21 protein-coding genes and 1 other RNA gene are annotated in these 21,332 nt (G+C 45.8%); 5 read left to right on the top strand and 17 right to left on the bottom strand.

Annotation, left to right across the window (positions count from 1 at the left end; all coding sequences use genetic code 11):
* Positions 1–43: 43 nt before the first annotated feature.
* Both LIN78_RS06320 and LIN78_RS06315 read right to left on the bottom strand, forming a co-directional pair.
* Entirely contained in the window at positions 44–1,606 is a 1,563-nt protein-coding gene (locus tag LIN78_RS06320; protein WP_227179656.1) for a PilZ domain-containing protein, read from the bottom strand.
* 213 nt (positions 1,607–1,819) lie between these two features.
* On the bottom strand, positions 1,820–2,482 hold the full coding sequence (locus tag LIN78_RS06315; protein ID WP_227179654.1) for a sulfite exporter TauE/SafE family protein: 663 nt from the start codon (positions 2,480–2,482) through the stop codon (positions 1,820–1,822).
* A gap of 201 nt (positions 2,483–2,683) precedes the next feature.
* On the opposite strand from LIN78_RS06315, the gene purL reads away from it, so the two are divergent.
* Entirely contained in the window at positions 2,684–6,568 is a 3,885-nt protein-coding gene (purL, locus tag LIN78_RS06310) for a phosphoribosylformylglycinamidine synthase (protein ID WP_227179652.1), read from the top strand.
* 61 nt (positions 6,569–6,629) lie between these two features.
* Complete coding sequence (locus LIN78_RS06305; RefSeq protein ID WP_227179650.1) at positions 6,630–6,929, top strand: high-potential iron-sulfur protein; 300 nt, start codon at positions 6,630–6,632, stop codon at positions 6,927–6,929.
* A gap of 13 nt (positions 6,930–6,942) precedes the next feature.
* Here the strand turns inward: LIN78_RS06305 and LIN78_RS06300 are convergent, their stop codons facing one another.
* From LIN78_RS06300 to LIN78_RS06255, 10 genes are all read right to left on the bottom strand, one after another.
* Complete coding sequence (locus LIN78_RS06300; protein WP_227179648.1) at positions 6,943–7,725, bottom strand: hypothetical protein; 783 nt, start codon at positions 7,723–7,725, stop codon at positions 6,943–6,945.
* Positions 7,726–7,802: 77 nt separating this feature from the next.
* Positions 7,803–8,168, bottom strand: a complete 366-nt coding sequence (locus LIN78_RS06295; RefSeq protein WP_227179646.1) for a nucleotide pyrophosphohydrolase — start codon at positions 8,166–8,168, stop codon at positions 7,803–7,805.
* Positions 8,168–8,899, bottom strand: coding sequence for a pirin family protein (locus LIN78_RS06290; RefSeq protein ID WP_227179644.1), 732 nt, complete (start codon positions 8,897–8,899; stop codon positions 8,168–8,170). The genes LIN78_RS06295 and LIN78_RS06290 overlap by 1 nt, the downstream gene beginning before the upstream one ends.
* 109 nt (positions 8,900–9,008) lie before the next feature.
* The gene (locus LIN78_RS06285) at positions 9,009–9,758 is read right to left on the bottom strand and encodes a YoaK family protein (protein ID WP_373307744.1); all 750 of its coding nucleotides are present in this window, start codon (positions 9,756–9,758) and stop codon (positions 9,009–9,011) included.
* Positions 9,759–9,855: 97 nt separating this feature from the next.
* A complete protein-coding gene (locus LIN78_RS06280; RefSeq protein ID WP_227179642.1) occupies positions 9,856–10,665 on the bottom strand; it encodes a TOBE domain-containing protein in 810 nt (269 codons plus the stop codon).
* Positions 10,658–11,320 (bottom strand): ATP-binding cassette domain-containing protein, encoded by a 663-nt coding sequence (locus LIN78_RS06275; RefSeq protein WP_227179640.1) that lies wholly within the window; start codon positions 11,318–11,320, stop codon positions 10,658–10,660. Before LIN78_RS06275 ends, LIN78_RS06280 begins: the two co-directional genes overlap by 8 nt.
* The gene (gene modB / locus LIN78_RS06270; protein ID WP_227179637.1) at positions 11,313–11,993 is read right to left on the bottom strand and encodes a molybdate ABC transporter permease subunit; all 681 of its coding nucleotides are present in this window, start codon (positions 11,991–11,993) and stop codon (positions 11,313–11,315) included. The genes LIN78_RS06275 and modB overlap by 8 nt, the downstream gene beginning before the upstream one ends.
* A gap of 9 nt (positions 11,994–12,002) precedes the next feature.
* On the bottom strand, positions 12,003–12,758 hold the full coding sequence (gene modA / locus LIN78_RS06265; RefSeq protein ID WP_227179635.1) for a molybdate ABC transporter substrate-binding protein: 756 nt from the start codon (positions 12,756–12,758) through the stop codon (positions 12,003–12,005).
* Between the two features lie 91 nt (positions 12,759–12,849).
* Positions 12,850–13,692: a substrate-binding periplasmic protein gene (locus LIN78_RS06260; protein ID WP_227179633.1), complete on the bottom strand. Its 843-nt coding sequence runs from the start codon at positions 13,690–13,692 to the stop codon at positions 12,850–12,852.
* Between the two features lie 90 nt (positions 13,693–13,782).
* Entirely contained in the window at positions 13,783–14,670 is an 888-nt protein-coding gene (locus LIN78_RS06255) for a LysR family transcriptional regulator (RefSeq protein WP_227179631.1), read from the bottom strand.
* A 90-nt stretch (positions 14,671–14,760) separates the two neighbouring features.
* Between LIN78_RS06255 and LIN78_RS06250 the strand changes: the two genes are divergently transcribed.
* The gene (locus LIN78_RS06250) at positions 14,761–15,765 is read left to right on the top strand and encodes a sodium-dependent bicarbonate transport family permease (protein WP_227179629.1); all 1,005 of its coding nucleotides are present in this window, start codon (positions 14,761–14,763) and stop codon (positions 15,763–15,765) included.
* Here LIN78_RS06250 and LIN78_RS06245 read toward each other — a convergent pair.
* Complete coding sequence (locus LIN78_RS06245) at positions 15,762–16,481, bottom strand: alpha/beta family hydrolase (protein ID WP_227179628.1); 720 nt, start codon at positions 16,479–16,481, stop codon at positions 15,762–15,764. The two genes, LIN78_RS06250 and LIN78_RS06245, sit on opposite strands and share 4 nt — an antisense overlap.
* Positions 16,482–16,725: 244 nt before the next feature.
* Here LIN78_RS06245 and LIN78_RS06240 point away from each other — a divergent pair, with 244 nt between their 5' ends.
* Positions 16,726–17,895, top strand: a complete 1,170-nt coding sequence (locus LIN78_RS06240; protein ID WP_227179626.1) for an MFS transporter — start codon at positions 16,726–16,728, stop codon at positions 17,893–17,895.
* 13 nt (positions 17,896–17,908) lie between these two features.
* Here the strand turns inward: LIN78_RS06240 and LIN78_RS06235 are convergent, their stop codons facing one another.
* The 3 genes from LIN78_RS06235 to LIN78_RS18160 all read right to left on the bottom strand — a co-directional run bounded on the left by LIN78_RS06235 (position 17,909) and on the right by LIN78_RS18160 (position 19,164).
* Positions 17,909–18,139 (bottom strand): hypothetical protein, encoded by a 231-nt coding sequence (locus LIN78_RS06235; protein WP_227179624.1) that lies wholly within the window; start codon positions 18,137–18,139, stop codon positions 17,909–17,911.
* A 229-nt stretch (positions 18,140–18,368) separates the two neighbouring features.
* Positions 18,369–18,821 (bottom strand): hypothetical protein, encoded by a 453-nt coding sequence (locus LIN78_RS06230; RefSeq protein ID WP_227179622.1) that lies wholly within the window; start codon positions 18,819–18,821, stop codon positions 18,369–18,371.
* A gap of 211 nt (positions 18,822–19,032) precedes the next feature.
* Entirely contained in the window at positions 19,033–19,164 is a 132-nt protein-coding gene (locus LIN78_RS18160) for a hypothetical protein (protein WP_264474524.1), read from the bottom strand.
* Positions 19,165–19,437: 273 nt separating this feature from the next.
* Here LIN78_RS18160 and LIN78_RS06225 point away from each other — a divergent pair, with 273 nt between their 5' ends.
* Positions 19,438–20,817 (top strand): TIGR00341 family protein, encoded by a 1,380-nt coding sequence (locus LIN78_RS06225; protein WP_227179620.1) that lies wholly within the window; start codon positions 19,438–19,440, stop codon positions 20,815–20,817.
* 114 nt (positions 20,818–20,931) lie between these two features.
* Here LIN78_RS06225 and ssrA read toward each other — a convergent pair.
* Positions 20,932–21,299: a transfer-messenger RNA gene (gene ssrA, locus LIN78_RS06220) on the bottom strand.
* Positions 21,300–21,332: the final 33 nt, after the last annotated feature.

Genomic DNA, 21,332 nt, shown 5'->3' with positions numbered 1-21,332 from the left:
ATAGGCACTCAAGGTGCCTATTTTTTATTTGTAAATCAGCCATTTAGAAGTCTAGTTGCTGGTTCGATTCTGCTTTACCACTTTCAGTAGCCTCAATATCTACATCGTACCGGAAGAAGTTGTCACCCATTTCTACCAAGTCTTTAATGCGAATCTTACTCTTTTGGCCTTTGTAATAAATCCCGTAAGATTTGCCGATGGAGACTTGTTTTTGCTCTAGTAGAATCATCGCTTGCTGATGACTCTGAGCGCTTGGTGGAATCCAAACCCCAAAAATGTTCTCGAACGCAGCCACATTGGTGGTGGTTTCCCACACCGACATTTTGGCTGCTTCCACCAATCGGACTGATTCCGGGGTGAGCGATAAAATCTCTATCCCCAGCAACATGCTGCTTTCTGCTTCTTGGGCAGTAATTCGGCGAATAATGCCGACTACCCAACGGGCACTTCCTTCAATCTGAATGCTAACGGCCAAGCCCACTTTAGCCCACGGTGCCGCACGGATGGTAATCCCGACACCGCTTTGGCTAATGTCGATAATCCGACCATCGTCTAAGCCCATGGCAAATGCGCGGCTAGCTAAGCTATTCTTTTCTTCTGTACCTGCTACTTTGCGGCGAATGGCAGGGAACTCATATGCAATGAGTGCTGCACGGTCTAATTGGCGCCGATCATGGCGACGCGTATTTACCTTGCCCATCCATTTGTCTCTTAACTGACGAATGGTAACGAACACCTCTGTTACATGCAGTGTATTGTCATAGTTGAGTTTGGTGGGCAACGTTTCTTGCTGACCAATCATGTGCTCTAAGGCGCGGAGTTCATCTAGCACACGATTAATATCTAGAAAAACAGCGTTTTCTAGTTGCGCTTCCGTGAGAATGTCTTCTGGTTTAATTAATGCAGGCGGTTGCTCTAAAGAAGGAGAGAGCAAGTAACACAAACCATTGCTTCTTTGCGGTGTGAAAATTAAGAATGGCGCAAGCATTCTCGCTAGGCGGTTCACAATCTCAATTCGTCTTACTTCTAGTTCCGAGACCAACCCCGTTGCTAATAGGCAGAAGTGAGCTAGCTCAATTTTCGCAGCAGAGAGTGATGCTGTTGGTAGCTTGTTTTGCAGAATAAGTGGTGCGCAGCTATATACCTCGGTCCACTTCATCTGCTTTGCTTGGTGGGTCGTCACAAACTCTAGCTGAAGTTTTCGTGTGCCCCAGGCAATTAAACCGGCATGTGGAGAAACCGCATCTCCCCCCATTGATAACAAACTGCTTTTGTAACCCTGAACACATCTTAAATGGGCTTGGAAAAGCATTTCGGTAAAGGGAGTAAGAGAAGACGAGAACAGTTGAACACGTAACTTGGTTAACTGTCCTTTCATTAATTCTGTCGACAGTTCGATGAAGTGTTGTTTGCAGATGGGCTCTGCCGTACTCATTAGCGACTGTAGCTTGTCTGGGCTAGCAAGGATTGCTTCTTGTTGAGGTAGCCATTCGTTGAAAAAGCTGACCGCTGCCGCAGACGGCATGGTTTTTATTCCCATGGCCGTTTCAAGCGCTTTATTGAGCGGATTCAGGTTTTTAGAAAAGGCTTTTAACTTGTCTAGCATTCCATGTTCTTTATTGTTGTGTGCTTAGCCTATGTAAACAGTAGCGAGCATGCAACTGAATTGGGACATTATATGTGCCTCATTCACGAATGTGTGTGAATTTCCCGCGTGATGTATTTAATACGTCAAGGATGTATCAAAAAAGCGTATTTGCAAAGCATTCTCATTACTGAAATGCACTCTTTTTTGAAAAAAAGAAAAATTTCCGTGGTTTTAAAACCAAAGGTGACTAAGCCCGTACACGCCCAATAAGCAGACCAGAACACCCGCCGCCTTTTTCACCATTGTGTTCTGCATCCATTTGCGCAGCACAAAAGAGAAGCGTCCAATCACTAGCAAATTAGGCAAGGTGCCCAGCCAAAATGCGAGCATCGCCAGTCCTCCCTCAATCGGATTACCGGATAGTAAAGCGCTACTCAGTGCGCTATAGACCAAGCCGCATGGGATAAAACCCCAAATCATCCCCGCAAAAAGCGTTTGCTTGCCGGTTTTAGGTGGGATCACTTTGCCCAAAATTGGCTGTAAAGATTGCCAGCCCGCTTTGCCATATTGCTCGATATACGGAATGAACGAACGCCACCCTGCCAAATAAAGTCCCAGCCCAATTAACATGATTTGCGCAAAAATATAGAGCGCCACCGGGATGGCAAACAACTGGCTAAACCCATGCCCGACTAAACCCGCGACGGCGCCAAGTAGGCTGTAGGTAAACATTCTGCCTACGTTCAGGGTGAGTAGGCGAGTGGTGCTTTTTGGGCCAAAATCACTAATCCCAAATGCAGTGACTAATGCGCCACACATTCCAACGCAATGCACGCCGCCTAGTAAGCCGACAAAAAATAAGGCGGGTAAGGTTTGTGTGTTCGTAAGATCCATCTCGTGTCATCAGACAAATTGGGTAAACATCCGATTGTAGCGGAAAAGTGATTCGCTTTCGTGGGTCTTTATGCGGCAGAATACGTAGAGTGTGCTGATTTTGCTCGAAAAATCAGTGGTTTTCGGGTATCATTCGCGCCATCTGTCGTCATTTTGACGCGTATGTTTCTAATCGGTCTTCAACCTGTTTCTGGTGTCCGCATGCCTCAGATTACCCCGCTGTTCGGCGCTCAAGCGCTTTCCGATTTCCGCCTAGCTAAATTGGCTGATTCGCTCGCCGGCAAATTGCCTGCTGTTCCTCGTATCCAAACCACTTGGGTGCACATTATTGAACACGAAGGCGAATTGTCTGCTGATGCATTGGCGACTTTGCAAAAGCTATTGACTTACGATGAATTCAAACCTGCCGGTGAGGCAACGGGTAGCCTATTATTGGTCTTGCCACGTTTTGGTACGATTTCTCCTTGGTCTTCTAAAGCGACCGACATTGCTAAACATTGTGGTTTAGAAAATGTTGCGCGTATCGAGCGCGGCATTGCTTACTACGTGAGCAATGCAGATGGCACACCTGCCAGCGATGACGTACTGAAAGTGGTTTACGACCTCATCCACGACCGCATGACAGAAACCGTTGTGCGTGAGATGAGCGACGCTGCAGGCTTGTTTGTTCACCAGTCTCCACGTAGCCTAGAATCGGTAGACGTACTAACCGGCGGCCGCGATGCTTTGGTAAAAGCCAACCGCGACATGGGCTTGGCCTTGTCGGAAGACGAAGTAGATTACCTACTAGAAAACTACGTACGCATTCAGCGTAACCCGACCGACGTCGAGCTGATGATGTTTGCACAGGCAAACTCTGAGCACTGCCGTCACAAGATTTTCAATGCCGACTTTATTGTGGATGGCGAAAAGCAGCCATTGTCACTATTCGGCATGATTCGTAATACCCACAAAACCAGCCCGGAAGGCACTGTGGTCGCTTACTCTGACAACTCTTCTGTGATTGAAGGGGCAGAGATTGAGCGCTTCTACCCACAGGGTACCGAGTACGGCTACTCAAAAGACACTACCCACATTCTGATGAAAGTGGAAACCCACAACCACCCAACCGCGATTTCTCCATTCCCGGGCGCGGCGACGGGTTCTGGTGGTGAGATTCGTGACGAAGGCGCAACCGGTATCGGTTCTAAGCCAAAGTCTGGTTTGTGTGGTTTTACTGTTTCTAACCTGAACTTGCCAGATGCTGTACAGCCTTGGGAAGTGGTTGAAGGTAGCGAAGAAGGTTATGGCAAGCCAGACCGTATCGTTACCCCGCTACAGATCATGATTGATGGCCCGATTGGTGCTGCAGCGTTCAATAACGAATTTGGCCGTCCGAACTTGGCAGGTTACTTCCGTACCTTCGAAGAAACCGTGGATGGCGAACGCCGTGGTTACCACAAGCCAATTATGATTGCTGGCGGTATGGGTAATATCGATGACCGTCACTCGTTCAAGAAAGAAGTGATTCCAGGTGCCTTGCTGATCCAATTGGGTGGGCCAGGTATGTTAATTGGTTTGGGTGGTGGCGCCGCGTCTTCGATGGACACAGGTTCAAACGCAGCCAACCTAGACTTCGATTCGGTACAGCGTGGCAACCCGGAAATGCAACGTCGTGCACAAGAAGTGATCGACCGTTGCTGGCAGTTGGGTGACAACAACCCAATCCTAAGTATCCATGACGTGGGTGCAGGTGGTATCTCTAATGCGATGCCAGAATTGGCTCACGGTTCTGAGCGCGGTGCGGTGTTCCAACTGCGTGATATTCAGATCGAAGAAAAAGCGATGGCACCAAAAGAAATTTGGTGTAACGAATCGCAAGAACGCTATGTATTAGCGATTCATCCAGATTCACTTGAATTATTCCGTGGCTTTGCCGAACGTGAGCGTTGCCCATTTGCCGTAATTGGCCACGCAACGGCCGAAAAACAGCTCAAAGTAGAAGATAGCCTACTAGGCACGCCAGCTGTTGATATGGAAATGGATGTATTGCTAGGTAAGCCACCCCGCATGACACGTGACGTAAAACGTGTGGCGCGTGAGTTGCCAGCCCTGAATTTTGATGGCGTTACCTTAAAAGAAGCGGTTTACCGTGTCTTGCGTTTGCCAGCGGTTGCTGACAAATCGTTCCTGATTACCATCGGTGACCGTACCGTGGGTGGTTTGACTGCACGTGACCAGTTGGTTGGCCCATGGCAAGTGCCGGTAGCAGACGTTGCCGTGACCATGATGGGTTACAAAACTTGGCTAGGCGAAGCAATGGCCATGGGTGAGCGTACCCCTGTGGCATTGATCGATGCACCAGCCTCTGGCCGTATGGCAATTGGTGAAGCGTTGACCAACATTGCGGCTGCACCAATCGCAAAATTAGGCGATATCAAACTATCTGCTAACTGGATGGCTGCTGCTGGCCACCCTGGTGAAGATGCTAATTTGTTTGATACCGTGAAAACCGTCGGTATGGAGATTTGTCCTGCACTGGGTATTAGCATCCCGGTGGGTAAGGATTCACTATCGATGAAGACCGTATGGAATGAAAATGGCGAAGCAAAAGCCGTTACCTCTCCACTGTCTCTGATCATCTCTGCATTTGCTCCAGCAACCGATGTGCGCAAGACCTTAACCCCAGAACTAAAAGCAGGTGAAGATAGCGTATTGCTATTGCTAGATTTGGGTAACGGCAAAGCACGTTTGGGCGGCTCTGCACTAGCGCAAGTATACAAACAAGTAGGTAATGAAGCGCCAGACGTTGATAGCACCGATCTACTAAAAGGCTTCTTCAATGCCGTGCAGCAACTAAACGCAGATGGTTTGGTTCAGGCTTATCACGATCGTTCAGACGGTGGTGCATTAGCTGCTGTAGCGGAAATGATGTTTGCTAGCCGCTTGGGAGCGACCGTTGAACTGCCTGCAGACGCCAATGTATTGGCTGCGCTATTTAACGAAGAGTTGGGTGCGGTACTGCAAGTTCGTCAAGCAGACTTGGCGAAAGTACAAGCGATCTTGGCCATTAACGGTGTAGCAGACATTGCTAGCCACTTGGCTGCGGTAAATACGAGTGATCGTCTAATGGTGAAACAAGGCGACCAAGTGTTGCTAGACGAAACCCGTGCAGACCTGCAACTTGCTTGGTCTGAAACTTCTTATCGTATTCAGCGCCTGCGTGACAACCCTGTTTGCGCAGATCAAGAACGTGCTCGCATTACCGACACAGCTGACCGTGGCTTGTATGCAGAAGTGACATACCCATTGGCTGCGCCATTTGTTAGCTCTGGTGCTAAACCAAAAATGGCCATCTTGCGTGAGCAAGGTGTGAACGGTCAGCTAGAAATGGCCGCCGCGTTTGATACCGCAGGCTTCCAGTCTGTCGACGTACACATGAGCGATGTGATCGAAGGCCGTATTAGCCTGAAAGACTTCGCTGGTGTAGTGGCATGTGGTGGATTCTCTTACGGTGACGTTCTAGGTGCGGGTGAAGGTTGGGCGAAGTCTATCTTGTTCAATGCACGTGCCCGTGACGAATTTGCTGCGTTCTTTGCGCGTTCAGACAGCTTTGCACTTGGCGTGTGTAACGGTTGCCAGATGATGAGTAACTTGTTTGAACTGATCCCGGGTGCAAACAACTGGCCAAAATTTGTGCGTAACGCGTCAGAGCAATACGAAGCACGTTTGGTGATGGCTGAAGTGGCAAATAGCCCATCTATCTTCTTGCAAGGCATGGCTGGTAGCCGTTTACCAATGGTGGTTTCTCACGGTGAAGGCCGTGCTTGGTTCCGCCAAGAGGGTGACCAAACGGCAAACGCAGGTTTAACTGCATTGCAATATGTAGATAGCAAAGGCTTGCCAACCGACGTTTACCCGCACAACCCGAATGGTTCTCCAAATGGGATTGCCGGTGTGACAACGCCAGATGGCCGCTTTACGATCATGATGCCTCACCCAGAGCGCACCATGAAAGGGGTGAACTTCTCTTGGCACCCTGCAGAATGGACAGACGAAGGCCCATGGCTAACCATGTTCCATAACGCACGTAAGTGGTTAGGTTAAGTCGGTAGAACAGAAAATGGCATCTTTGGATGCCATTTTTTATTGCTAAGGAATAAAGAAAATGGACAGAAGAAAATTTATTGGCTTGGCAGTGCCCTGTGCTGCGCTAACGCTTTTGGGAAAGTCTGCTTTTGCCGCTCCAACCTTGGTTGATGAAAACAGCGAGCTTGCAAAAACAGTGCATTACATTGCAGACATTAACCAAGTTGATCTTGCCAGTATCCCAAACTACAAAAAAGGCCAGCGCTGCGAAGTTTGCCAATTGTACTCGCCAATTGATGGTCAGCCAGACCAAGGCGAATGCGGCATTTTCACAGGGCAAACCGTCAAAGCAATGGGGTGGTGTGCCTCGTATGCTTAAGATTAAATAACGTCTAAGAAGGGTTTAGGGAATTCTTTGAGAGATCTCTCGCGAACTGGTGTTGATGAGATTTAGCTGCTGTCTCATGAAGCGCTTCAAAATCATGACTTTCTCCATAAGAGCGAGCAATTAGATAAGTTGTTTTAGCTTTTTTTATTGAAAATTTTCTGAATTTTTCTGGAAAGTTTCGTTGATCCGCTTTTATGTATGCAACAATATTACCGAGATAGAAACGATAGGCAGTTACACCCTCCCATTTTTCCTTAAATGGGTCCATGATCGCCTTTTTAAGGCTTGTTTTGATTTCGTCATCTCTCCAAATAGAGAGAACTGCATCAAAAATGCTAGGGATTTCTGACTCTGGGTTTAGAACAACTTGACGGGCTAGTTCTTCTAAAGGGCCAAGTTGGACCTTTGCGTAAAATTCATCTGATGAGACCGACGCTCTCCACAAAATACTGACTAAAAATGCAAGCAGCTTGTGGTTGTCTATCGTACTAGAATGCCAACCTACTTCAATTGTATTTTTTCTAGATATCTCTTCAAAGTATGTGTGGCGTTTGTTTAAAAGGATATCAATGCCGTAGCTATCCAAATCATTAAATGTAGACTCACATTTTTCACAAAGAATTGAGGAATCATAGACTCCAATCGGTCTACGTTTTGGGTAGGTGTTTTCATGAGATGAAATTAGAATTGGTGCTTCATTTCCAATGCGTAACTCTCTCCAAAAAGCTTCTGGAATAATGTGAGACTTGGAAAATTTTCCAGCGGTGTTGCAGAGACGGCAAAGCATTAATTGTGTTCTTTTCTCAAGAAAAAATATGTATCTCTTTAAAAGTGAAATTCATATTTAAAATTTAAGATTAGGAGTTACTCCGCGCCCAACGCCTTCTTATGACTTCCCTTGGCCATCTCTACCGGATATTTCAGCGCATTTTTTGCCATTTTGCTAACGGCAGCATCCAACACATCAATCCCTAATTTGTCGGACAAACGCAGTAGGTAGAGTAATACGTCCGCGATTTCTTCTGCGGCGTGCTGGTGCTGGGCGGGGTCTAAGTGGGCGGCTTCTTCTGGCGTTAGCCACTGGAAGATTTCTTGCAGTTCTGCGGCTTCTACCGTTAGTGCCATGGCGAGGTTTTTGGGCGAGTGGAACTGGTCCCAGTCCCGCTCGCTGGCAAAATCTCTTAGTCTTTGGATGATGGTTTCAATCGTCACTGGGTTGGCGTTGGTCATTAGAAGCTTGGATATTCGTTAGGTCGAAGATCAAATAATAACACTTCAGCGCCTTTGCCTTGGCTAAGTTCTACTACTTCTGCATGGCGTAACCGTGCGCCATCGCCTTCCACCATTCGGTTGCCATTCACGGTTACTTCCCCTTGTGCAACATGAATATACACATGGCGATCGCCTTCTGGTTGGTAAGTGGCGGATTCATCTCCATCAAATAGACCTGCCAGTACCTTCGCATCTTGATAAACAGAAAGCGATCCATTTTCCCCTTCTGGCGAAATAATGGTGCGCAGCTTGCCGCGTTTTTCCGCTACTGAAAAGTTAACTTGTTGGTAACGGGGCGTCACGCTTTCTTGATTCGGCACAATCCAAATTTGTAGGAAGTGTACGTCTGCAGTGTCGGAATGGTTGTATTCGCTATGGCGAATGCCTGTGCCTGCACTCATCATCTGCACGTCACCCGGCACAATCACCGAGCCATTTCCCATCGAATCTTTGTGCGCCAATGCACCAGATAATACGTAAGAAAAAATTTCCATGTCACGATGTGGGTGCGTAGGAAAGCCACCACCACCATGCACGGTATCGTCATTGATGACTAATAGATCAGAAAAGCCACGCTGGTTTAAGTCGCGATAGTGTCCAAAAGAGAAGGTGTGTTTACTATGCAACCAGCCAAAGTCGGCAATGCCGCGTTCATTCGCTGGGCGGTGTTCGAATTCGGTAGTAGACATAGGTTGGCTCAACTTTCTTGTAAATGAATGTTGATCATATCAATCCTACCAAAAGAGTTGGTCTAGATTTTCTGATAGACGCAGTCAGAATCTTTGAACGGATGGTGCGCTATTTTTGTCGCCAGTCTTTCCACGCATCGATGGTAGGGGCGATCGCCAAAAAGAGAAGGACAGCCGCAATAGGTAGAGTAGTGAGGTAACCCATGTAATGAAAACCGAGCGCACCAACAACGCCACCCGAAAAAAATAACCCGGCAAGTGAACACAATACTTTTAGCCGATCATGATTCGCATCCACTAGCGGCTCTGCCCATTCTTTGTGACGATTCCAGTAAAAGAGTTTGCCAAGTTCAATCCCGATATCGGTGATGATCCCGGTGATATGCGTGGTACGAATTTCCGCCTTCGATATTTTGGTGATCACCGCATTTTGTAAACCCATAATGAAGCAAAGTAGCATCACGGTAATGGGTAGATAAAACCCGTGGATGGTAGAGAGTTGCGCCCCAAGTAGTCCGAACACCAGCAATAATACTGCTTCTACCAAGAGGGGAAAGGCGAACTCGGTCAGTTGATGGTGGCGTCTAGCATAGTTGATCATCACAGCAGTACTCGCCGCGCCTAATAGAAAAGAAAGGAGCGCGCCAACACCTGCAAAAACCAAGCCATACATGCCAAGGGCAAGATGATCTGCCATCGCAGACACAATACCGGTCATGTGTGATGTGTATTGGTGAACAGCCAAAAAACCACCGGCGTTAATCAAGCCCGCGACAAATGCGAGAATAAACCCTAGATGTCGGTTGCCCTCTTTCGAGCGAAGATTGCCAGTGAGTTTTCGGGAGTACGCAAACGGCATGAAGAAGACCATTGCAAATCAATGGTTCATCATAAAGGGTGAGAGGTAGATTCAGCAATCTTTGATGTGGCTAATCATCAAAGATTAGTCGGTCGGTTTAATCAAATACACCCAGAATCACGCTTGATGCTTTAAATAAGGCGATCGCTGGTTGCCCAATGGCTAGATGAAGTGCCTCTCGGCTTTCTTCGGTAATAATGGCTGCAATGGTTAGCCCACCAGGGAGCGATAGCGTGACTTCACTATTTACCGCGCCTTGGGTGATTCGCTCAATTTCCCCTTTGAACTGGTTTCTGGCAGAGAGTCGAATACCTGGTAAAGCATCGGCTAACAGGATGGATGAAGATTTAATCAGCGCAATGACAGATGTCCCCACTGCTAGCCCTAATGCTTCGGTGCTTTCATGTGTAATCGTGGCAATTAATGGTTGATTACCGGCAAGTAAAATCGTGATCTCATCATTGACCGCGCCTTTTTGTATCTGCTCTACGGTGCCGACAAATTGGTTTCTGGCCGAGGTTTTTAGATTGAGTTGCTGAAAGAGATTAACGGGTAACGTCGTGGCGTTATTCTCGGTATTAAATTGATTTAAAAATGCTTTTTGGGCGTGGCAGAGTTGTTCGTATTGCAGCACCAGCAATTCGCCACGCGGTGTTAGCCGCGTCCCTCCGCCCCCTTTGCCCCCTGTCATTTTCTCAACAAGCTGTTCACCCACCAGATTATTCATGGTGTCGACTGCATCCCATGCGCCTTTGTAGCTTAGCCCAATTCGTTTAGCCGCTTTGCTAATAGATCCTTCTGCAGCAATGGCAGACAGTAGGGCGATACGGTTTTTGCCACCCAGCAATTGCCCGTTGATTGAGAGAGAGAGTTCACTTTCAACGGTGAATGAAGAATGTTCAGCCATGAATATAGCCTTGCTCGCAATGAATAATTCGCTCGCCAAAATAATCACGATCTTCTGGATCATGCGTAATCATGATGAGTGGAATGTTGAGTGACTGCTGTAGTTCGCTAATCACTTGACGCATTTGCTGACGCAACCCCGCGTCGACTGCAGCGAAGGGTTCGTCTAGTAAGAGTAGTTGTGGTGATGTAATTAAGGTGCGGGCAAGTGCCACACGTTGACGCTGCCCACCAGATAACGCACTAGGAAGCAGATGGGCTAGGTTAGTAATATTTAGCCTATCTAACCATGTGGCCACTTCAGGCAGAATCGTTTTTTTGCTGGGGTTAACGCTTGTCTTTGTTAAGCCAAACGCAATATTCTGCGATACCGTTAAATGGGGGAATAAAGCGTAATCTTGGAACAGAAACCCCACTTTTCTTTTGGGAGGAGCCAAGTCGATAAAGTTGGAATGATCAAACCACGTTTGTTCTTTAAATTGAATGCATCCTTCATCTGGCTTGGTTAAGCCAGCGATCGCACGCAATGTTTGTGATTTCCCTGCACCAGATGCGCCAAATAAGACGATTCGGTCTGCTGAGGTTTGGAAAGCGGCAGATAGCGTGAAACTCTCTTTTCCGCTGCGTAGTGTTTTTTTGAATTGCACTTTAAGCACGGGGAAATTGCCTTGCGTGATGCCCTGGTAAAAGGCGGTTCGCCCCCCAAAGGACAATGATACAAACTAGCGAAGTGATCATGACGAGCTGATTGGCTAGTTGGTCTTCGCCTGCTTGCACGGCTTCATATACTGCGATCGATAAGGTTTGTGTTTTGCCGGGAATACTCCCTGCAACCATCAGAGTTGCGCCAAACTCGCCCATTGCTCGGGCAAAAGAAAGTAATGTACCAGCCAAAATACCGCGCCATGCCAGTGGCAGGCTAACGCGGGTAAATGTTTGCCATTTGTTGAGTCCTAGCACACTAGCTGCTTCTTCAAATTGCGGATCAATCGTCTCGAAGGCTGTTCTGGCCGCTTTAAACACCAAGGGGAATGCGACTAGGCTCGCTGCAATCACCGCGCCTTGCCAGGTAAAGATGAGGCGAATGCCCAATCCATCTAACCAGCTACCTAGCCAGCCTTTTTTGCCTATGATTACCAGTAAGTAGTAGCCCAAGATTGTGGGTGGGAGAACTAAGGGTAAGGTGGCAATTGTATCGAGAAGGTCTCTGCCAATAAAACGAACCCGCGCTAATAAATACCCAGCTGCCACGCCTAAGATTAAATTAATCAGCGTGGCCCAGCCGGCTACTTTTAACGATAGTAATAATGGGGTCCAGATATTACTCATGGTGTATGGTTAGGGCTTGGTAAAACCAAAGCGTCCTAAAATAGACTGTCCTTCTGCCGATTGCAAGAAGCGAACAAAGTCCCCTGCGAGTTTTTTGTGGGTAGATGCACTAACAATCGCAGTAGGGTAGGTGATGCTTTCATCTAGCGGGACACGAAGTACCACTTTCACCTTGTCTTTCATAATCAGCGCATCCGTGCCATATACAAAACCGGCTTCCACTTCACTTCTGGCTACATAGTCTAAGGCTTGGCGTACCGATTGGGCGTAAACAGCTTTCGGCTCTACCGTTGCCCAGAGCTTCAATTTACTTAAACCATCTTTTGTATATCTGCCAGCGGGCACGCTTGCTGGGTTGCCAACGGCAATCTTCTGAACGTTGGCATTATTCAACTCTGTTAAAGATTTGATCGCTACTTTGGTATCCACTGGTGTAATGAGGACAAGGCTATTGCCCGCAAACTGCACACGGCTTGTTTTATCGATTAACTGCTTGCTTGCGGCTTTATCCATCGAATCTTCATCCGCCGTCGCAAGCACATCCACTGGCGCCCCTTGGCTAATTTGCTGAACCAACACATCAGATGCCGCAAAGTTAAATTGGATTTTGTCGTTCGGATGGCTACTTTCAAATGCCTGAGCAATTTGCTTAAAGGCATTGGTCAGGCTGGCTGCGGCAGAAACGGTAAGTTCTTCGGCGTGGCTTGCTACAGAAAGCGATAGGATGGATGCGGATAAAACAATTTTCGACAGCGAGCGCAGCATAGTGAATCCTTCGTTATTCTCGGATATGTATAAAATTATATAACGAATAATAACGATGTCACTATTCTAATTTCGACTGACAAAAGCGGGATTACTTATTGAGTGTTAAATGAGTAGGAACAGGAGGAAGCTGGTAGCTAGCATCAATTTTGCGATGGATGCCTTTCGCTGCGTCTTGCAAAAGCATTGCTTGAATGCGTTGTAGCATTTGGTCGGGCAGCTGAAGGTGGCAAGCTAGGTAAAGGTCTTCTTTATTGAAGGTGAGTTTAGGAACTAGGCTGCCTACTAGAGATTGCTCCCTTAGCAACCTTTGCGCTTTAAAAGGGCTGGTAGCCCAAAGATCGATGCGTTTTGCGACTAGTTTCGCAGGATTTTGTTCATCATGCGCGGCAGTATCGACTTTAAAACCGTGGCTTTTTAGATAGAAGTCTCTTGCGTCGGCATTGTAGGTACCAATCGTGTATGGTCTTGCATCTTCTAAGGTCAGCAGGTTGCCAGAAAAATCATTCCGGCTATAAAGCACCCATAAATTGTAACTAATGGGGCCAATCCATTTAAATGCGTTGAGTCGATCTGGTGTTTTTGACGTGGAAAATAAGCAACTATTGGGTGTTCTTTGTGTTTCTAGAAGCGCTCTGGCCCATGGAAGTTGCTTGATTTGGTAGGAAATTTGAAGTTGATCTAAGGCACTTTTTATTTTATCTACTGAAATCCCGTGAAACTCCCCATGATCCATATAGTTGTAGGGCGGGGAGTCTTCCGTAAATAATTGCAAGCTAAGGGCATGGCACGCAGATGTGAATATCATTAACCCTGTGCAAAGCACAGACATATATCGAAATAAACGCGCACTTCTTCTTTGTTCATCATCCAGAATAGGAGATTGATCATTTGTATTCTTTAGAACAAGGAAATCACCTATTTTATGCGCCATTATTCCTCAAATATAAGCTAATCAATTGTCATGTAATGAAGTGTAGTTGGTCTTTTTTAAAAAGCTAATTTTTTTGTGGGCGGTTTACAATTAGTGCCGCTTACTTAACAAATACTCCCTGAATACTTCCGCAATAGGGCTTAAACGTTTCCCTTTTAAATGCACCACATACCATTTTGAAGCAATTGGAAAATCTACCACATCTAATACCGCTAATGATTCATCCACATAATGCTCACCCAATGCATGATGGGAAATGACTGATAATCCTAGCCCAGCAGAAACTGCTTGTTTAATCGCCTCATTACTTCCTAGTTCTAAGCGTACTTCAGGGAAAAACTGGTGAGTCTCAAAATAGGCGTTGCAATACATACGGGTGCCAGAGCCTTTCTCCCGTAAGATAAATCGCTCATTCACTAATTCCGACAACGGAATATGGGCTTGCCCGGCGAGTGGGTGGCGTGCAGAGGCAATGATTTCTAAAGGGTTATTTAAAAATTCTTCTTGCACTACGTCTATATCAGACGGTGGTGTGGTCATTACATACAGATCATCTAAGTTCTCTCGAAGCCGTTCAATCACCCTCGCGCGGTTATGAATTTCTAATGAGAGATCAATATCTGGATATTGGTTAAAAAATTCGCCTAGCAGTTTTGGCACAAAGTACTTTGCCGTACTCACAATCGCAATTTTTAATTTACCTTGTGTTAGCCCATGCTGCGCTGAAATTAGCTGCTCATAAGAGGCCCATTCATTGGCAATATTTCTCGCGGTTTGTGCAAGGGCTTTGCCTGCGTGGGTGAGAAAAACCTTTTTCCCGATGACTTCATACAGCGGCGAACCAATGCTATCAGCCAGCTCTTTTAGCTGCATGGAAGCGGTGGGTTGGGTGACGTGGCAAGCATTAGCAGCGGCACTAATACTGCCGTGTTCTGCCAGTGCAAGAAAAAGCCGTAATTGTCGAAAAGTGGCATGCATAGATAAAACTCTATGATAAGTAGTGAATAAATCGATTTTAACTTATTTTACCAATTGAGTAAGATGCGTCGCATGCAAAGGAGATAATAAATGCACACCTTACTCGACCCTTCGATCCTCTTTTTTATTTTTGGTATTGCAGCAGGGTTACTTAAATCGAATCTGGAAATTCCGCCGGCCATCTCTCGTTTTCTGAGTTTGTACTTATTAATGGCACTTGGTTTAAAAGGCGGGTTTGCGCTTGCAGCCAGCGGCATTACTGGCGCCGTCTCAGCCAGTTTGTTTGCAGCCATCTTGCTAGCAGTAGTGATTCCATTGCTCGACTTTGAAATCTTACGCCGGATGATGCCTTCGCTAGACGCAATATCCGTCGCGGCAACCTATGGTTCAGTGAGTGCGGTAACGTTTATTACCACTACGCAATACTTAGAAAACCAAGGTATTGTGTTTGGCGGACACATGGCCGCATCGATGGCGTTAATGGAATCACCAGCCATTATTATTGCGGTGCTAATGGCCAACAAAATCCGGATGGCGAATACAGCAGGTTCGGCAATGGTATCGGGGAATGGTCAATTAAGTCTAACTGGTGGCGGTATGCCTTCCATGCCACTTGGTAAATTGCTGCACGAATCTTTTACCGATGGTGCTCAGTTGTTGCTGCTTGGAGCTATGTTAATTGGGATTATCACCGGCGAAGCGGGTCAGCAGATGATGCACCCATTCTCTGTTGATCTATTCAAAGGTATGTTGGCATTCTTCTTGTTAGACATGGGCATGCAGGTTGCTAAAAATTGGCCAAGCCTACGTCAGCAATCGGCGTTAGTCATTGTCTATGCGATCATCGCCCCGCTCGTACATGCATTGCTTGCTTTGGTATTAGCGCATACGCTAGGGCTTGAAGTCGGTAATACGATCTTATTGGTGGTCTTAGCCAGTAGCGCCTCATACATTGCTGTTCCTGCCGTGATTCGCTACGCCATCCCAGAAGCAAGCCCTTCACTTTATCTTGGGCTGTCACTAGGGGTAACGTTCCCTCTGAATTTGCTATTTGGGATCCCGTTTTATGTATGGTTAGTGACTAGCCTTGCTTAAGCTTTTTCCTCTGATGGTAACTGAAGAAATTGTTTAATTTGCTGATATACACGGTCGCAATCCGTATCAGAAAGTCGATATTCGTGATCGGTATCTAATAACTCAACATGAATCGACGAGCTTAATTGATAGGTATGTTCAAGATCCTTATGACCATAAGGATCTTGAGTGCCTTGAAAAATGAGAGTTGGTGTCTTTAGTTTTGCTAGATGTTCCGTTCTTTCGGCTTCCGGCGGTTTGTCAGGATGCTGAAAAGGGTAACCAAAACAGATTAGATGATCTACCTTGCTTTCTAGACTCGCCAACGAACCTTGGATGCCACCTGCTGAATAGCAAAGCAATGTCACAACTTCATCTGCTGGCATGGCTTTTAAAAGACAAGCTATCTCATTTGCCATCACACGATTATTTTGTCGATAGAATAAGACATATAACAGTGCAGATGGATGCATAAGCCAATAGGTTTTTTTGATTAGTTGTATCACTATTCGATTGAGTAGCTTCCAGTTCCGAATGATTTGTGCAATGTGCATGCGGTCGAATTTTTGTAACCAGCGATTTCTGGCCTCGACAAAGGTATGCTCTTTAGACAGAAACCACTGAAATGAAAATGCATCTTTAGTCAGATATTGTGTAATTAAATCGATAGGATGATTACTTTTATCTAAATTTTGCCTGCCTACCATCACAATATGATGCAAAGAAGAAGATTTCATTTAATACGTGCTGCTGCGGAAATTAGTTTGGTTAGTCGCTAGTTTAATTCATTCATATTAGACAAACGCGCTAAACATTTTTTAATTCTAACTAAACAATAGAGCTATGTCTTTTAGTACGCCGTTTTCTGATGTATTTATGTCGTTTCACTGCAAAGTAATTCCTAGTAAAACAATAGAATAATTAGAATTCGCCTTACTTTGCCCGCCATTTACTCTCCCATTTTATATTTGGACTTGCTGCATGACCCATCTCATCAAAGCCGTACTAGCGATCTTAATTAGTAATGCCTTATTGATGATGGGAAATGGGGTGTTTGCCAGCGTGATTTCGGTAGACATCACCCAGGCGGGATTTTCCCCTGCGGTAGTGGGGGCTGTGCAGGCGGCTTACTATTTAGGTTTCTTGATTGGCGCGTGGGCGTCTGGCGTTATTATTGCAAGGTTGGGGCATGAGCGTTCATACGCCGCAATGGCCGCCGTCTTGTGTACTGCTGTGCTAGGACATGCGCTGTATATCAACCCTACCTTTTGGGGCGTTCTGCGCTTACTAGAAGGCGCATGTATGGCCATTTTGTTTACCGTTATCGAAAGTGGGATGAATCTCGCGGTAACGAATCAACAGCGTGGTCGTATCTTTTCTTTTTACTTAACCACGGCCTATCTTGCTAGCAGCGTAGGGCAGGGCTTATTACAGTTTTCAAAAAATAGTTCTGATACGCCCTACTTACTGATTACCTGCTTGTTTAGCCTTTCTCTACTGCCAATGATGATTACCGGCCGCCCGGTCAAATCCTATGGCGATCAAGCGCCAAAAGAGAAGCCCATTTTAAATTTAGATAGCCTAAAGAAACTGTACCAGGCGCTTCCTCTTGCTGTATGGGGGGCCATTGGCGCTGGTTGTTTGAATGGTTCGTTTTACTCGATGATGGCCGTTTACTTAAAACAGCGACATTACCAACTAGATGAAATTGCCCATTTTATGGGCGGTGCAATGATTGCTGCATTTGCTTTGCAATGGCCTGTTGGTAAATTGTCCGATCACTTTTCACGGATACGAATTTTGCGTGTCGTTGTACTGCTTGGCGGCACGCTCACCGCGATCATTTCCTTTTTGTCACAAAGCATCTGGCAAGAAGGGCTGATTTTCATCTATATCAGTTTGTCTTTTACGGTGTACGGATTGGTCGTTTCTTATGCAAACGATCATATCCCTGATTACCTAAGAACCACCATCAGCGCCGCAATGCTACTTATTTTCTCCATCGGCGGGATTGTTGGCCCAATCATCGTCTCTACTGCAATGACGCATATGGGCGCTCATGGGTATTTTGTGATTATTAGTGCTGTGATGTTTAGTATTCTAGGTATCACTTACTGCTGGGCACAGAAGCAAAAAGTGTCCATGCATTGATCTTTCTCGGTGGCTAATGATGCTGTGGTAGGGGATTATCAAAAAACGATACTAGCTGCACCATATCTTGCAGGGTAATGCCCTCCGGCCTAACTTGTGTTTGCTGTTCACCTAACACCATTGCTACAAGCATGCGCTCTTCCTCTGGCGTTTTTGCATGCAGTAGGATTTCTAAAAACTCGTCTAATCCAGCTGAATGGATTTTGCGAAGATTGTCGAAGTGAGGGAATGTTGCCATATTCATTCGCATCGAATCCTTTGTATTTTAACTAAAGTCAAAACTTGTTAAGATGATTCTGTGGTTGATCATAGCCCCTCAATTCGATGCTTAATATGATTGCCCCCCCAAAAAAGATGCTTTTTTAATAATCTTTGACCAAATTCTCAGAAATCTGCAGTCGTTTTCCACATAAAAAAACGGCCCAATTGGGCCGTCAGGAAGAGAGAGTCGGTTGTTCTGAATCTGGTGTTAATTAGCTAGCCGAAGCTGGTTTTTCCATTCTAGGGCCTGGCTTGCCTTGGCCGTCACGTTTGCCGTGGTGCGATGGAAGTTGAATCCCTTTTGCTTCCATGCAGGCATGCATGGCTTCATGATCTGCTTTTTTGTCGTCACTTGGCTTACCTTGTGCACGACAATCTTCAAACGCTTGTTTCATTTTTGCTCTATCTTCTGGTTTCATGTCGCGCCAGCCACCTTTGCGCTCATGATGCGGCAACACAATTTTATTCTTTGCCAAACATGCTTCTACCCCTTTGCGGTCAGGACGTCCATCATCATTAATTGTTGCATTGGCATAGCAAGATTTAATCGTGTTCTTTTGCGCAGGGCTCAACTTAATTGTCGGCGCTGGTGCAGGTTTCGCTGGCGTTTCAGCAAATACAATCGTAGATGCTAGTACAAGACCCGCTAAGAGTAACTTTTTCATTTTCTTCATCCTTTTTTATGCAAGTGTTCAACGCAAGAGTCTTTTCCTCTTTGTTGAATACAGTTTGCCGAAAGGATGTAAATGAATATTGTCGAGAACTAAGACTGTTTGTAAAAAGCTGTTGAGAGCGCAAGAAGATGCTACAGGCGTGTTAATAATTGCTAAATATAATCTTTTGGTAAACGTTTCGGTAGAACGAAGGGGGTGGGGCTTATTTTGATGCGCAATCAGAAGTTAAGCAAATCATAGAAACCATTCCTGAGGCTTGAGAGATTTTGCTAGCACCGATTAACATTAAGGCGAAGCCGAGAATGAGCAAGATTGCCGTCTGTCGAGCATTCATCACCGTCTCCTCAAACCAAATAGTTATATTCCTAACCGCAGCATAGGCAACAAATAGTAGGGATACTGATAGCTATTTCACAACTTATGATACGAATAATCATTTGAACATCAAGATATTTAATACTTTGTCATTAAAGTATTGATGGAATTGAGCGCCGAGTTAGTTTTTTTCATTCATAAGCTAGAGAAAAAAATTAGCTTCAAGGACAATAAAAAAAGTGAATAAACACTGTAGTTTGCTTGTTGCTGATGTACCAAGGAGGTTTTGCCCTTGAATAGCCCATATCCAGAAAAAAGATCATCTCATAGCGTGAGAATCCGCCGCGTGCTGAAAGAGCGATTCAGCCTTAGCGATGACAAAGCAGAAGATGCAGAAATCGAATACCGCATCCGTGATGGGGTAGAGCTCCGAGGTGCAACACCTTGGATTTTGATGTTTGCAATTTTTGTGGCATCAATTGGCTTAAACGTGAACTCTACTGCCGTGATTATCGGTGCCATGTTAATTTCCCCATTGATGGGGCCAATTATGGGCGTAGGGTTAGGGCTAGCAGTTTATGATTTTGACTTGGTAAAAAGATCGCTCACCAACTTATTTATCGCCACCATCATTAGCTTAATTGTCTCGGCTATTTATTTCTCTCTAACGCCACTGCAACAAACCCAATCCGAGCTGTTGGCAAGAACAAGCCCAACACTTTGGGATGTCTTGATCGCCTTGTTTGGTGGCTTAGCCGGTATTATTGGTATTACCCGCAAAGAAAGGTCTAACGTATTACCCGGTGTGGCGATTGCAACCGCCTTGATGCCGCCAGTCTGTACTGCGGGCTTTGGGCTGGCGACAGGGCAGTGGCGTTTTTTTGGTGGCGCTATGTATTTATATGCCATTAACTGTGTGTTTATTTCACTGGCAACCGTCGTAGGCATTCGCGCCTTGCGCCTTAAAAAGCACGGCTTCGCCAACCCCAAAGCCGAACATCAAGTGAAATTAGCACTGCTCACCATCGCACTTGTAACATCGGTGCCTAGTGGCTATTTGGCATTAGATTTAGTCAGACAAGAAGTATTTCGTGCTAAAGCGCAAAGCTTTATTAATCAAGAGTTTGTTTTTGCCAATGCACAAGTCGTCGATTCCAAAATCGATCCAGATAAACGAGAGATTGACCTCTCGTTACTTGGCGAGCCAATTCCTGCTGAAACGCTTAAAAATATCGAGGCGAAATTAGCAGCTGCCAGCTTAGAAGGTACCAAAATTATCCTTCACCAAGCCGGAGAAAATCGTGTTGATGTGACTGCGCTTAAATCGAGTTTACTGTCTGATTTACTAAAAGAAAGCCAAGAGACCATTAAGCTAAGAGATTCTCAAGTCGAAAAACTACGTGCGGAATTGGCTCTTAGGGATAGGTTACTAGGCCAAGCAACAGACGTAACGAAAGAGCTAAAGTTACTCTTTCCAGAAGTGCAACAAGTGATGTTTACGGAAGGGGTAATTGTCGATGCGAACGGGGATAAATCAAAAACGATCTTCTTGAAAGTGACCGCGGATAATAACTTGACCACCCCCGTCAAAACACGCGTATCAGACTGGTTAAAAGCCAGATTGAAGTCAGACGAAGTTATGATTCAATTTGAAAAATCTGAAAATAGCTGATCTAAAAAGCCGGTGGAAACTGTTTTTTTTCAATTCTAAAAGACGTAAAAAAAGCCAGAAACCTTGATTTTACTAGGTTTACTGGCTTTCTTTAGACTTCGTAAGAAGTGAAACTGGTGGAGGCGGCGGGAATTGAACCCGCGTCCGCAAGCCCTCTACAGCAAGTTCTACATGCTTAGCCAAATTTATTTGAGTTTAACCGCAGCTATGCCAACCGGCAGGCCTTGCTACAGCGAGTAACCTTAAGTTTAGTGTCAATATAAGTTACCCATACCAACACGATCTGACGTAAATGACGCTGCTGTGGGTTGCCCCACTCTGACCCGTCAGAGAATCAGTGCAACGGCCGAACGCAGGTTATTAAGCTGCTAGGGCGTAAGTTTCGTCGTTTGCGACTAATTTAGTTCAGCGTTTTACGGGGTTCTGAGATCCCGGCATGCCCTCGTCTGCTTTGCAACCCACGTCGAAACCAAGTCGCCCCCAGATGAAGAAATTACATTCTATCACGATTCTCT

This window comes from Leeia speluncae (assembly GCF_020564625.1).
GTDB classification, from domain to species: Bacteria; Pseudomonadota; Gammaproteobacteria; order Burkholderiales; family Leeiaceae; genus Leeia; species Leeia speluncae.
Note: the sequence above shows the minus strand (reverse complement) of the source record. Positions and strands in the feature narration are given on the sequence as shown.